The organism is Litchfieldella qijiaojingensis (assembly GCF_014651875.1).
Lineage (GTDB): Bacteria > Pseudomonadota > Gammaproteobacteria > Pseudomonadales > Halomonadaceae > Litchfieldella > Litchfieldella qijiaojingensis.
The window spans coordinates 127,118-140,573 of the sequence record NZ_BMXS01000001.1 but is presented as its reverse complement, the minus strand read 5'-3'; the positions used below and the strand labels follow the sequence as shown (position 1 = coordinate 140,573).

The window sequence follows — 13,456 nt, the reverse complement described above, 5'->3', positions numbered from 1 at the left end:
GCCTGTACCCTTGGGCACTCCCTTTCCTAAGAATCCCTTGACCATAGGGCAACCCTTCGTAGATAGTTCAGTAACAATCGCTGACAAAACCATCAGCCCAGTGCATGGCCTGACACCGTCATGGTTGGCCTGCAGGTGTTACGGAGAACCCCAGGGAATGCCCAGCAGCCAGCCTCAGCCAGTATCCCCCTCGGGCATCGTCACGCTGCCCGCCGAACTGAAGACTCGCCTGCAGGACTGCCCCACCCTGCCTTCGCTTCCCAATGTCGTGATGCAGGTGATTGCCCTGGCTCGGTCACCGGACGCCAGTTTGCACGACCTCGCCCATAGTCTCGAACAGGACCCGGCCTTGACAGCACGGTTGCTTGCGCTGGCCAACAGCGTCTTGTACTCTCCTGCCAAAGCGACCGAAAGTTGTGTCGGGGCCGTCTCACGCCTGGGACTCGATGCCACGCTATCGGTGGCCTTGGGTTTCGGACTGATCAAGGGCCATGACCGGCGGCACGCCTGGCGGCTGAATTACGACCACTTCTGGCAACGTTCTCTGGTCAGTGCACTGGCTAGCCATCGGCTGGCCACGCAAACGGAGCGCAGGGATACCGGCAGCCTTTTCACCATTGCCTTGCTCCAGGACATCGGCATGCTGGCGCTTGACGCCACCCTTCCGGAGCTCTACGCCGAGCTTCCCACGCAAGCCGACGACCATTCGATCGTCATCGAGCTTGAGCGGCAGCACTTGGGCTGCGACCATGCCTGTGTCGGCGCCTGGCTGGCCGATCAATGGGGACTCCCGGAGCGCTTGGTCGATGGCATCGCCAACAGCCACGCCACTCTCAGCACATGCTCTCACCAGAATCGTTGCATCATCGCAGCCAGCTTGATTGCCGATGCCTGGCTATCGACGACCCCAGCCATTCCCTTTGCCGACCTGCTCCCCAGACTTCTTCATCATCTCGAGTTCGATAGTGCGAACCTAGGCAACCTGCTCACCGCCCTGGAAAGCGACCTCCCCTCGCTTGCCCGACTCTTCGAGATCACCCAACCGCCAGCGTTCGATTCCCACCAAGCGCTACTGGAAGCCAAGCAACTGCTTCATGCCCACAACCTGCGACTCAACGAAGCCCTGGAGCAACAGCGCCAGGAGCTGGAATACCTGCGACACCGGCACGAGTTGCTGGACCATCGCATCCGTTTCGATGCCTTGACGGGACTGTACAACCGAGCCTATCTGGAAGAGTTACTCAATGAGCTTTTCCTGACAGCCAAGCGAGAGCGGTCAGCCTTGGCCGTGATTTTCATCGACTTGGATCATTTCAAGCAGCTCAATGACCGCTATGGACACCGGCTAGGTGACGAGGTATTGGAAAACTTCGCCGAACTGCTGAGGGGGTTGCTCAGTACACAGGTACAGGGTGGGCGCTATGGTGGCGAAGAGTTTCTGTTGATTCTGCCCGATGCTCCGGTGAAGCAGGCCAAACTGGTCGCCGAAACCATGTCCCGCCGTCTGGCAGACACCCCCATGGCCACGGTCGATGGAAGGACGATCCATGTCACCGCCTCGATCGGCATCGCCCACATGGGCTGCAACGAGTTCGAGAACGCCCACGACCTCATTCATGTCGCCGATCAAGGTATGTACATGGCCAAACGCGGAGGACGAGCACGCATTTCGCATTTCAGCCCAGCAGCCGGCAAACGACAATAAACGGCCGACTCCGCAGCGCATTCATGGCCTGCCTCACCAAGCTGCAGCCACCCCGCATCATGATGCGGGAGCGGCATCATCTCTATCTTCGGTCCGTTCGGCCCTGGGCTTGGTTGTCGATGAATAGTGCAATTCACGGTCGGATGCGGCTACGCGCCGATCGATCATGTGCAGAATGCCAAGCTGAACGATCAAGAATGCGAAACACAGCACGAGCCCCTTGAGCATGGCGAGATCCTGGGGTGAGAAGCCAGCGGCTTCGATCTCTCGATATTACGCTCATCTCCCGTGCCGGCAGTAGCGATATATTCACGCCTACAACTTCGCCTCGACCCGTTCCAATATCTGCTGACTGACCTTGTTGACCAGAGGCTTGGCAGCTCGATTGACAGCTCGCTCCAGCAGACGGTTATTGATACGGTACTCAATGGTCAACACCACTTCGGTACCTTCGGGAACCCGTGTCAACCGATAACACCCTTGATTGCGCACGCCATCCAGGGACTCCCACGCCAGGCGCTCAGGTGCGCGGGCCTCGGTGATCTCAACATCGAACGTCCAGTCCATGCCCACCGCATGAACGTACCAGCGATAGCGCTTGTCCCCCAGAGGTTCGATCGCCTCGATCAAATCGGAATAGTCGGCAAAGTCCTCGACTCGTTCCAGCAGGGCGAACACGCGCTCTGGCGGGGCATGCAGAACCGCACTATGTTCGATAATCGCCATGTCGCCCCCACTTCCAACACTGACAGATGAGGAGGGTAACGGCCTCGACCGAAAACTACCAGCCTTGCTTCCGTACCACCCCCTATCTTCGACTCGCCTGGCCAGCGTCGTTCAACATCGGTAGAATAAAGAACCTCGCCCGGACCGGATCCCGGGCATCCACTGCCGGCCATGCTCGGTCAGTGGCCAAAAGAAATTCTCCGCCAGGACCTTTGTCATGCCCAACACCCTCTCTTCGCCGGAGCCGGCCTCTCGAGCCGTGGTCATCTATTCCGGCGGCATGGATTCCTTTACCGTTCTGCACCGTGCATTGCGAGAAGGATACGACATCCATGCCCTGTCCTTTGATTACGGACAGCGCCACGCACGCGAACTCGAAGTCGCGGCGCGCGTGTGCCAACGCCTGGGCATTGCCCACCAAATCGTGGATCTCCGAGCCATCCATGGCCTGATCGACAACTCGGCGTTGACCGACCCCACACGCGAGTTGCCAAGCGGGGACTACGATAGCGACAACCTGACCGCTACCGTAGTACCCAATCGCAACATGATCCTGTTGTCCCTGGCCATCGCGCAAGCGGTGAATCTGGGCGCCAGCAAGGTCTTCTATGGTGCGCATGGCGGCGATCATGTGCTCTATCCGGATTGCCGCCCGCTGTTCGTTGAGAGAATGAACGAGGTAGCGGCCATCGCCAACTTCGAAGCGGTGGAAATCTGCGTCCCCTACTTGCACAGCAGCAAGCGAGAAATCCTTGCCGAGGGTCTCGCCATGGGGCTCGATTACGCCGACACGTGGACCTGCTACCGTGGCGAGGCCCTGGCCTGTGGGCAATGCGGAAGCTGTCGGGAGCGGCTGGCCGCCTTTGCCGCCCATGGTATCGAGGATCCACTTGCCTACCAGGAGCGGCGCCATGTATAGCGTCAAAGAAGCTTTCTACACGCTACAAGGCGAAGGTGCCCGAACCGGGCGTGCCAGCGTGTTCTGCCGCTTCACGGGTTGCAACCTGTGGTCGGGGCGCGAGGCCGACCGCGGCAATAGCCTGTGCCGTTTCTGCGATACCGATTTCGTCGGAACCGATGGCCAGAATGGTGGCCGCTTCCGCGATGCCTCGGCCCTGGCCGACCACTTGGCCGCCTTGTGGCCACATGCGACCGACAGGGTCGTACCTTATGCAGTCTTTACCGGCGGCGAACCTTTATTGCAACTCGACGAGGCGCTGATCCAGGCCATGCATGACAGAGGCTTTGAAGTCGCCGTCGAAACCAACGGTACCGTTGCCATACCGGCGGGTATCGATTGGCTGTGCGTCAGCCCCAAAGGCGCCAGTCGACTGGTAGTCGAGAGCGGCGACGAACTCAAGCTGGTTTACCCGCAGCCGGATGCCCCTCCCGAGCGCTTTTCGCACCTCGACTTCCGGTATTTCTATCTGCAACCCATGGACCTTGCCCCGCTAAGCGGCGCAGGCGACACCATGGCTGAAACGGTTGCTTACTGCCTCAGAGTGCCCCAATGGCAACTCTCGCTACAGACACACAAGATCGTGGGGATCGACTGATGACACTTTTCGTCAACGCTCTGACCCAAATCGATGCCTCGCTATGGTGTCCGACGCGCGGCTTGGTCGGCGCCAGTTGGCATGTCGACGCCGAGCTCGACGGCGAACTTGGCGAGGACGGCATGCTGTTCGATTTCGGCGAGGTCAAACCGTGGATCAAGTCACGTCTGGACGCCGGTGCCGACCACACCTTGCTGGTGCCGACCCGAGCGCCCGGCGTCAGCGTTCAAGAGTGCAGCGAAGGACTGTGTATACGTGGTAGCACCCCCTATCCCATGGAGATCCGCGGACCACGCCAAGCTTTCACCCTGTTGCCTTGGAACGCGATCGACGCCGAACGCCTGAGCACCCATTTTTCTGCCGAATTGATGCGGCGTCCACCCCCACGAGTGAACGACATCCGCCTGACCTTGCGTGAAGAAACCATCGATGGCGCGGCCTACTGCTACAGCCATGGCCTCAAGCGCCATGCTGGCAACTGTCAACGTATCGCCCATGGTCACCGCTCGTGCTTGCATATCTGGAAGAACGGGCAGCGCGATGCACAATTGGAGATGGACTGGGCAAACTGGCTCGCCGATCGCTATCTCGTCGATGAAGAGGATATCGTCACCGACGGCGACACCGAGACACAAGGCCTGCTGACCAGCCGATACCAAGCTCCCCAGGGACGCTTTTTCCTGCGACTGCCAGCGGCGCGCTGCGCGGTTTTGCCAAGCCCGACGACTGTCGAGCATATCGCTACCTGGCTAGCGACGGAAATCGCCCGGGACAGTCGCCAGCGCATACGCGTTCAAGCCTTCGAGGGCATCAACAAGGGCGCTATCGCCGAGGCTGGGCCATGACCTCCGGACTGATCGCCAGATCGGCAGAGCCCTCAGCCCGAGGTGGATGTCGCCCAGGCTGCGGCGCCTGTTGTATCGCGCCCTCGATCAGCTCACCGATCCCCGGCATGCCACAAGGCAAACCGCCCGGGGTACGTTGCGCTCAGCTCGATGACAACAACCTGTGTCGCTTATTCGGGGACCCTCGCCGTCCCGACGTGTGCAAGCGCTTCAACTACGATCCCGAGCTATGCGGTACGAGCCGCAACCAAGCATTGGTGAACCTCGCTGCTTGGGAGGCCGCCACCTGAGCGGCCGTGCAGCTCGCCAACGGCCACCGTTCAGGACTCGACATCAGCAGGATACGGCAGACGCTGATCCAGCAAGGTCCGCCACCGTGCCAACACCGGCGCGTCGCTATGCGACACTTCTCCCAATAGGCGCCGGAACTCCTCGCGCATCTTGTCATCGCGAGGATCGACCAGCGTCAACCATAACTCCAGAGCATGCAGTTGCAGGTGCAGATTCTCGTGTTCACGCGCCTGCCTCAAGGCTTGTTCGGCAAGCATGCGCACCGCTTCATGAGGATGACCGAGGCGCTGGCGCACTCGCGCAAGCTGGATGGCCAACTCCGGCAGATACAATGAGCCGCGTTCCTGAGCAACCAACAAGCACTGGTCGAGATAGTCTTCTGCTCTCTCGAGCTCTCCCAAAGCCATACAAGCATCAGAGAACCACAAGACAGGACGCTGATAACGATCTCGCCCGGTCATCTCGTCGAACTCTTCCATGCCGGCCTGCAATTGCACCAAACCCTCGCGATCGCCGGTCAGTACCCGCTGCCAACCCAGCACACTCTGTGCCGACACCTGCCATAGATGCAGATCCGGCGTGCCCGTCAGGTCGTAGGCCCGCTGGGCGCGATTGCCGGCAAGGTGTACATGCCCCAATTGGCGATAAACCGCGGCGGAGAACAGCAGGGCCATGGCCAGCGAGCCGGGATGGTTGAAGCGTTCCGCCAGTCGAATGGCAGCCTCGGCCTGACGTTCGGCACGCCGGTAGTCACCGCGCAGACATAGCGCCCACCCTTGAAAACAAGCCGCGGCCACCTGGGGATGATCAGAGAACGGCAACCACTCGATCAGCATCGGCTGATTGAGTGGGTCGATCTCTTCCAAGTGATCGTAGGCCTGTCGAATGCGACCGGCCCAGTATTCGCAATTGGCTCGAGCATAATCAGCCAAACGGCGGTAGCGCGGATCGTCAAGCCGCGCCGCCAGGTCAGCCAGTTTGGATGCCAGTGAGAAGGCATCGGCATCGGCATGGCGCTGGCTACATCCCACCCAAAGCCCCCACTTGACCAGAAAACGCTGCTCGAGATCGGCTTCCTCATCGCTGTCACTGCCTTCGCAAGCCAACAGCTCGCGGGCACGGACGAAACTTTCGTGCGCGGTCGGCGAACCATGCCCTTCCAAGGCGAACGCTGCCTGGCCACGCACGGTCAACAAGCTGATCTCACGCTCGCACTGGTCCTCGACATGACGCAGGCTGGCCAGCCCGAAATCGGCCATTTTCAGAGCCGTCCGGTGGGCACAGACTTTCAGTGCCTCGCGGGCCGCCAATTCGAAGTAGCGTGCGCCGCGAGCATAATGGCCGCTACGACGAAGGTGTGTGGCGAAGTCCCCAGGGTGACGGCTGATCCACACAGGGAAGCGTTCCTCGATCAGGCTGACGACCTGACGATGAATCCGCACTCTGACGTCCCGGGGGCATGAGAGATAGGCCGCTTCTTGCAACAGTTGATGACTGAACTGGTAGTCGCACTCACTGTTGCCGCTGCACGGCTCGATAACCTCCAGACGACACATCTGGTCAAGCGCCTGCTTGAGCCGCACAGCGTCCCAACCACTGCACTCGGCGAGGAAGTCGAGACGGAACTGCCGCCCCAGTACCGCAGCCACATGCGCCACCTCGCGGTCACCGTCGAGCTGATCGATTCGGCTGGCCAACAGTCCCAGCAAGCCGCGTGGCAACTCCTCGATGTTGACGCTGCGACCTTCGCGGCGGTCCATGTCCAACCGGCGACAGATCTCCTGCAAATACAGCGGTACCCCATCACAACGTTCGATCAACTGGCTACGCAGACGCGGGCTGAGATGAAGGCGATAGCGCCTGGCCAGTTGCGACAACAGACGCGAGGACTGGAGGCTGTCCAGCCGCCCCAATACCACCTGCTGATCCCAGTGCAGCTTGGTCGGCAAAGGCTCTCGGCCGTGATGGCTTGCCACCAGTAGCAACGGACAGTTGATCGGCAATCGCGCCTGCAGACCAGCCAGCACCTTGAACGAGGGCTCGTCAAGCCATTGCAGATCATCGATCATCAACACCAAGGTCCGCTCGGCGGTCAGCGTTTCGATCAACGCATGCAGCAGCTTGACGACCAGCTCGACGGCTTCACCGCTCTGAGTCAGAACGGAGACTTCCTCCGGTTCACGAACGCCTAGCGCTTCTTCCAACAACTGGCGGCGTGGTGTGTCCATGACCAGGGAGGGATGGGCGTTGAGCAACTCCTCCAGCTTGCCGGCATCGAGATCCTCGCCCAAGTGCCAGCGCAATAGGGTACGCGCCACGCCGTAGGGTACCTGTACCGACAAGCGAGTGGTCGGCTGCCAGCAGATGGCCGCATCACGACTCTGCTCGAGTTGACGGAAGCCTACCAGCAGCGCCGACTTGCCCATGCCCGAAGCGCCTCGCACCAGCACGCTCTGGCGCAAACCGATGCCGGCCCTGGCCAAGGCATCACGGAGCTTGCGTAGTGCCGGCTCACGGCCGACCAAGCTGGGTGGCAAGGCTTCGCGGCCACCTTCGTTGGTGCCCAGCACCAGGGCCCGCAGGCGAACGCGTCCATCACTGGCCACCAGGCGCGACGACAAGCGTGGCTGCAGATCCAGAGCCGGTGGCATGTGCTGACTGGCTTCCTGGGAAATCACCAACTCGCTACCCTCGGCAGCGCTCATCAACTCAAGGGAACCCTGTGTGACCTGCCCCAGAGGGTCGACCAACTGACGCTCGGGGAGATAGACCACCCGTCCACTATTGAGGCCTGCCGCCAGCTCGAACCGCGGGACATCTCCCTCGCCGCTCCAATGCCGGGCACATTCATCGGGCAAGGTTCGACGGCAATGTTCGTACAATGCTACCAACTCAGCCAATTGGTGGGCCGGCCCGTGGGTACCAAAGCAGGCCAGCCCTAGCCCACCGGTCGCCCCGGGAAGCCAGAACCCTCCCAAGTGATGGCACTGCTGTTCGAGCCAGCGCATCAACTCTATCTGCAGGGCCAGACAAGCACGGGTCTCGGCCCGATCCTGCCACTCGCCCTTGAGATGCAGCCGAATCGCCATCACCGATAGTTGGCGCTGTTCGATCTCATCATCGCTCAATGGAGCACTGTCCAGCGCCAGGGCCCGGGAAAAGGCACCTTGCGGCGACAGGCCCTGCATGTCGGCCTTGCCCTCGGACCAGTAACGCGCCAACTGCAGGAATCCTGGCTCGGGCTGCTGGCCGGAAAGGGCCAACAGCTGAAGGTAGGCATTGTATTGTTCATGGGCGGCGGCCGATTGCCCCTGCTCAGCGAGCTGGCGCACCAGACGCTCATGAAAAGGACCATAACCGGAAAAACGACTGACCAATATCCGCAGCAACGTATCGGGAACATCGTCATGCCGCTCCAGAACTGCCTCGGCAAAGGCGATGACCCGCTGACGCCATTCGTTGCGAACACGTAGCAACCAACGCTGGAACTCGGAGCAGGACGATAGCTGCAACTCCTCCACCAGATCGCCACGATAGAGCCCAAGCATGCTCTCCAGCGTGGCGATGTCCGGCGAGCCACCCAGGAGTTCTTGAAGTTCGTGGAGGTCGAACCGCCAGTGCTCGGGAAGCCGGAAGGCAATGGTCTGACGCGTGACCACCAACACCTGATCGGCTTCATCGCCCAGTGACTGACGTAGGCAGTGCAAGGCATGGCGCAAGTTAGTGCGCCCGGAAGACAAGCCTTGGTCCGGCCACAGCAACTCGGCGAGCGTGGCACGATTGACCGGCTGCTCGTGCAACAGCAGGTAGACCAACAGTGCCTTGACCTTGTCGTAACTGAACTGAGTGAGGCTATCCTCGCCGAGTGTCAGCGAAAAATGGCCAAACAGCGATAACTGGTCGTTGACAGAAGGATCCCGCATCATTTGGTTCCTGCGTTATCTTGTAGTAGCGAAGGTTTCGCTCATTCCGGCCATGGAGGGGTAAGCCCCCAACCTGCTGACCATGAACCTCCGTGTCCGGTCTCATGCCACCATGGGCATGCCACTGTGAAAACGAAACGTCTCGTCCGGTGAGTGGATCAATCGCCGCTCGCAGTCGGCAAAGAACGCGATTCGCGCGTCGATCCCCTGCTCACCGCTTTCCCCTGCGTAGCGCCGCGCCAACATCAGGTAGTCCTCATAATGACGCCCTTCCGACTTAACCAGACTGCGATAGAACTTGGCAAGCTCGGCATCGAGATGCGGAATCAAGCGTGCGAAACGCTCGCAGGAACGCGCCTCGATGAAAGCGCCGACAATCAGGATATCGACCAATCGCCCCGGATCTTCAGTCCTCACGTGACGACGCAGCCCGTCGGCATAGCGTGACGCACTCAGATGGCGATAGGTAATGCCACGCGCTTCCATGACCTTGACCACCTGCTCGAAGTGCAGCAACTCCTCTCTGGCCAGTTGCGACATCTTGGTCAGCAAGAGCGGGCGATCCACATAGCGATATATCAAGCTCATGGCGGTGGACGCCGCTTTCTTCTCACACTGCGCATGGTCGATCAACAGCAGCGACTGGTTGCGCAGCGCCTCCTCCACCCAGGCCTGCGGGGTGGCACACGCCAGGAAATCCAGCATCGCCTCGGGCAACAACTCTTCAACCGTATCTTGCATCTTATCCCTGGACCGTGATTGAGGGTGACAACGGATAACGGAAAAACGGTGCAAATGAGTCAACACTCGTAACCACCGACGGAGCACGTCTTCTCGAGCGGCAGCGGCTCAACACAAAGCGTCATGTTCCCGGCGGTGATGAGCCTCTCTCATCAAGGCCTCTGCCAGTTCGGCATGCAACGCCTCTGGCGTGAGGCCTCGCCCCTCGGATATCGGTTCCAGCCCGTAACGCGACAGATCACGAATACGCTGACGTCCGACACGTAACAGTTCGACCGCCTGTGACAGCGGGGGCTGTTCGGCTCGGAACCGGATACGGTGTCGGCGCATCTGGGCCTCGAGCGCATCGCTATCGATGACACGCAGAAAGTGACCGGCCACCCGCTCACGCAACGCATCCAGCGCCTCCATGCGTGACTCGCGCTCCTCGCCGGGGAAACCGAACCATTCGCGAATTTCACCGTCATGACGTTGACAACCACGACACACACGATCTCCGACGGTTGTCGAGCATAATCCCACGCATGGGGAGACGATACGTTGACTCATGGCACCTCTTCACCGTTTATCGTCATCTTACCGCGCCGGCCGCCGCTCGGCACGCCCATGGTGCCAGCAATAGCAAGCGCCGACCAAAGTTCAAGGATTGTCGACAACATCTCGCTTAACATTGTCGACAGTTTCACGTAGAATCCGCGACACTCAGTCACACGGTTACCAAAGGCACCAAGGCGGCGTTTTCGACGACGTTGGTTGCAGATGACACTTGCTGCCACGACACCCGCCTTGGCATAGCAACTTGATGAGGGCCCTATCGTGCTTGAAGCTTATCGCCAACATGTCGAGGAACGCGCCAACGAAGGCGTACCGCCGAAACCGCTGAATGCCGAACAGGCTGCCCAACTGATCGAATTGATCAAGAATCCCCCTGCCGGCGAGGAACAATTCCTGCTCGAACTGATCACTGATCGCGTTCCTCCTGGTGTCGACGAAGCCGCTTACGTCAAGGCCGGCTTCTTGACCGCCATTGTCAAGGGTGAAGCGCAATCGCCATTGATCGACAAGACCCACGCGGTCAAACTGCTGGGGACCATGCAGGGCGGTTACAATATCGCCACCCTGGTCGAGCTGCTCGACGATGCCGAGTTGGCCAAGGAAGCCGGCGAACAGCTCAAGCACACTCTGCTGATGTTCGATGCCTTCCACGATGTCGCCGATCGTGCCAAGGCCGGTAACGCTGTGGCCAAGGAGGTCCTGCAGTCCTGGGCCAATGCCGAATGGTTCCTGGCCAAGCCGAAGCTCGACGACAAGATCACTCTGACCGTGTTCAAGGTCCCTGGCGAGACCAATACCGACGACCTGTCGCCGGCCCCGGATGCTTGGTCACGTCCCGATATTCCGCTGCATGCCAACGCCATGCTCAAGAACGAGCGCGAAGGCATCGAGCCGGAAGTGCCCGGCACCAAGGGTCCTCTGACCCAGATCGAAGCGGTCAAGGCCAAGGGCTACCCGGTAGCCTATGTAGGTGACGTGGTGGGTACCGGCTCCTCGCGCAAGTCCGCCACCAACTCGGTGCTGTGGTTCTTCGGCGACGACATTCCCTACGTGCCCAACAAGCGGGCCGGTGGCTTCTGCTTCGGTGGCAAGATCGCCCCCATCTTCTTCAACACCATGGAAGACGCCGGCGCCCTGCCCGTGGAAATGGATGTCTCCAAGATGGACATGGGCGACATCATCGATGTCTATCCCTATGAAGGCAAGGTCTGCAAGCACGGTACCGACGAGGTACTGACCACCTTCGAGCTCAAGACTCGCGTGATCCTCGACGAAGTCCGCGCCGGTGGCCGTATCCCGCTAATCATCGGCCGCGGCCTGACCGACAAGGCACGTGCCGAACTGGGTCTTGGTCCGTCCGACGTGTTCAAGACGCCGGAACAGCCGGCCGACAGCGGCAAAGGCTACACCCTGGCCCAGAAGATGGTCGGTAAGGCTTGCGGCATGGAAGGTGTTCGTCCCGGCATGTACTGCGAGCCCAAGATGACCACAGTCGGCTCCCAGGACACCACCGGCCCGATGACCCGTGATGAGCTCAAGGATCTGGCATGTCTTGGCTTCCAGGCCGACCTTGTGATGCAGTCGTTCTGCCACACCAGCGCCTATCCCAAGCCGGTTGACGTGGAAACCCACCACACCCTGCCCGACTTCATCATGAATCGCGGTGGCGTCTCGCTGCGCCCGGGCGACGGCATCATCCACTCGTGGCTGAATCGCATGTTGCTTCCGGACACCGTAGGCACCGGCGGCGACTCCCATACCCGCTTCCCCATGGGCATCTCGTTCCCGGCCGGCTCCGGGCTGGTGGCATTCGCCGCCGCCACCGGCGTAATGCCGCTGGACATGCCTGAGTCGGTGCTGGTGCGATTCAAGGGCAAGCGTCAAGCTGGCGTTACCTTGCGGGACCTGGTCCACGCCATTCCCTACTACGCCATCCAGCAGGGGCTGCTGACCGTCGAGAAGTCAGGCAAGAAGAACGCATTCTCGGGGCGCATCCTAGAAATCGAAGGACTCGAGGACCTCACCGTCGAACAGGCTTTCGAACTCTCCGACGCTTCCGCCGAGCGCTCGGCCGCCGGCTGCACCATCACCCTCAGCGAAGAGAGCGTGAGCGAATACCTGAAGTCCAATATCACGCTGCTCAAATGGATGATTTCCAACGGCTACGGTGACGAACGCACCATCGGTCGCCGCATCGAAACGATGGAAGCCTGGCTGGCAGACCCAAGCCTGATGCGCGCCGACAAGGACGCCGAGTACGCCGAGGTCATCGAGATCGACCTCGACGAGATCAAGGAGCCGATTCTCTGCGCTCCCAACGACCCTGACGATGCACGTCTGCTTTCCCAGGTCGCTGGCGAGAAGATCGATGAAGTGTTCATCGGTTCGTGCATGACCAACATCGGCCACTTCCGCGCCGCAGGCAAACTGCTCGAGAAGCAGCCGGCCGGTAGCTTGAAGACCCGCCTGTGGTTGGCACCGCCGACCAAGATGGACCAGCACCAGCTAACCGAGGAAGGCTACTACGGGATCTACGGACGCGCCGGTGCGCGCATGGAGATGCCGGGCTGCTCACTGTGCATGGGCAACCAGGCGCGGGTAGCGGCCAAGTCGACGGTGGTCTCCACCTCGACCCGCAACTTCCCCAACCGCCTGGGCGACGGCGCCAATGTCTACCTTGCCTCGGCAGAACTCGCCGCCGTGGCCGCGGTGGAAGGACGCTTGCCAACCGTGGAAGAATATCAAGGCTACATGGGACAGTTCGACGCGATGGCTGGAGAGATCTATCGTTACATGAACTTCCATGAAATCGAGGAGTACCAGAAAGCTGCCTCGAACGTGATTCCGGTCGCCCAGCAGGCCTGAGCCACCGAATCATTTCTTTCGTCGCCGATGCTCGCAACATCGATGGCGAATGCCCCTACGGGGCTACGCCATAGGAAGCGCTGAATGAGTCGACGAGCATGCTCAAGCGCAAGGCGCACGGAGCACAGGAACCGGAGCCTATGAGGTATAGGTGAGGATTCCGCGCACCGCGCAACGCAGCGATTGAGCAGCGCAGGCACTCATTCAGTGTTTCCGCAGCCGATGACCGAAGCGCCCCGCCTTGTGCGG

Annotated in this window: 10 protein-coding genes; 6 read left to right on the top strand and 4 right to left on the bottom strand. The window is 60.6% G+C overall.

All coding sequences use genetic code 11. From position 1 onward, the window contains the following. The first annotated feature begins 157 nt into the window (after window positions 1–157). The gene (locus tag IE093_RS00710; RefSeq protein ID WP_189464942.1) at window positions 158–1,705 is read left to right on the top strand and encodes a sensor domain-containing diguanylate cyclase; all 1,548 of its coding nucleotides are present in this window, start codon (window positions 158–160) and stop codon (window positions 1,703–1,705) included. A 315-nt stretch (window positions 1,706–2,020) separates the two neighbouring features. Here the strand turns inward: IE093_RS00710 and IE093_RS00705 are convergent, their stop codons facing one another. Next, complete coding sequence (locus tag IE093_RS00705; protein ID WP_189464940.1) at window positions 2,021–2,431, bottom strand: SRPBCC family protein; 411 nt, start codon at window positions 2,429–2,431, stop codon at window positions 2,021–2,023. Between the two features lie 217 nt (window positions 2,432–2,648). Here IE093_RS00705 and queC point away from each other — a divergent pair, with 217 nt between their 5' ends. From queC to IE093_RS00685, 4 genes are read left to right on the top strand one after another with little or no spacing between them, the layout of a single operon-like run. After that, entirely contained in the window at window positions 2,649–3,350 is a 702-nt protein-coding gene (gene queC / locus IE093_RS00700; RefSeq protein WP_189464937.1) for a 7-cyano-7-deazaguanine synthase QueC, read from the top strand. Beyond that, on the top strand, window positions 3,343–3,987 hold the full coding sequence (gene queE / locus IE093_RS00695; RefSeq protein WP_189464934.1) for a 7-carboxy-7-deazaguanine synthase: 645 nt from the start codon (window positions 3,343–3,345) through the stop codon (window positions 3,985–3,987). Before queC ends, queE begins: the two co-directional genes overlap by 8 nt. Next, a complete protein-coding gene (locus IE093_RS00690; RefSeq protein WP_189464931.1) occupies window positions 3,987–4,832 on the top strand; it encodes a 6-carboxytetrahydropterin synthase in 846 nt (281 codons plus the stop codon). Before queE ends, IE093_RS00690 begins: the two co-directional genes overlap by 1 nt. Continuing rightward, window positions 4,829–5,122 carry a YkgJ family cysteine cluster protein gene (locus IE093_RS00685; protein ID WP_189464928.1) on the top strand — a complete coding sequence of 98 codons (294 nt, stop codon included), beginning with the start codon at window positions 4,829–4,831 and terminating at the stop codon, window positions 5,120–5,122. The genes IE093_RS00690 and IE093_RS00685 overlap by 4 nt, the downstream gene beginning before the upstream one ends. A 30-nt stretch (window positions 5,123–5,152) precedes the next feature. Here the strand turns inward: IE093_RS00685 and IE093_RS00680 are convergent, their stop codons facing one another. From IE093_RS00680 to IE093_RS00670, 3 genes are all read right to left on the bottom strand, one after another. Continuing rightward, on the bottom strand, window positions 5,153–9,046 hold the full coding sequence (locus tag IE093_RS00680) for an ATP-binding protein (RefSeq protein WP_229803127.1): 3,894 nt from the start codon (window positions 9,044–9,046) through the stop codon (window positions 5,153–5,155). A gap of 102 nt (window positions 9,047–9,148) precedes the next feature. Beyond that, window positions 9,149–9,787: a MiaE family protein gene (locus IE093_RS00675; protein ID WP_189464922.1), complete on the bottom strand. Its 639-nt coding sequence runs from the start codon at window positions 9,785–9,787 to the stop codon at window positions 9,149–9,151. 108 nt (window positions 9,788–9,895) lie between these two features. Continuing rightward, window positions 9,896–10,336 (bottom strand): DUF1289 domain-containing protein, encoded by a 441-nt coding sequence (locus IE093_RS00670; RefSeq protein ID WP_189464920.1) that lies wholly within the window; start codon window positions 10,334–10,336, stop codon window positions 9,896–9,898. A gap of 267 nt (window positions 10,337–10,603) precedes the next feature. On the opposite strand from IE093_RS00670, the gene acnB reads away from it, so the two are divergent. Next, on the top strand, window positions 10,604–13,207 hold the full coding sequence (gene acnB / locus IE093_RS00665; RefSeq protein WP_189464917.1) for a bifunctional aconitate hydratase 2/2-methylisocitrate dehydratase: 2,604 nt from the start codon (window positions 10,604–10,606) through the stop codon (window positions 13,205–13,207). Window positions 13,208–13,456: the final 249 nt, after the last annotated feature.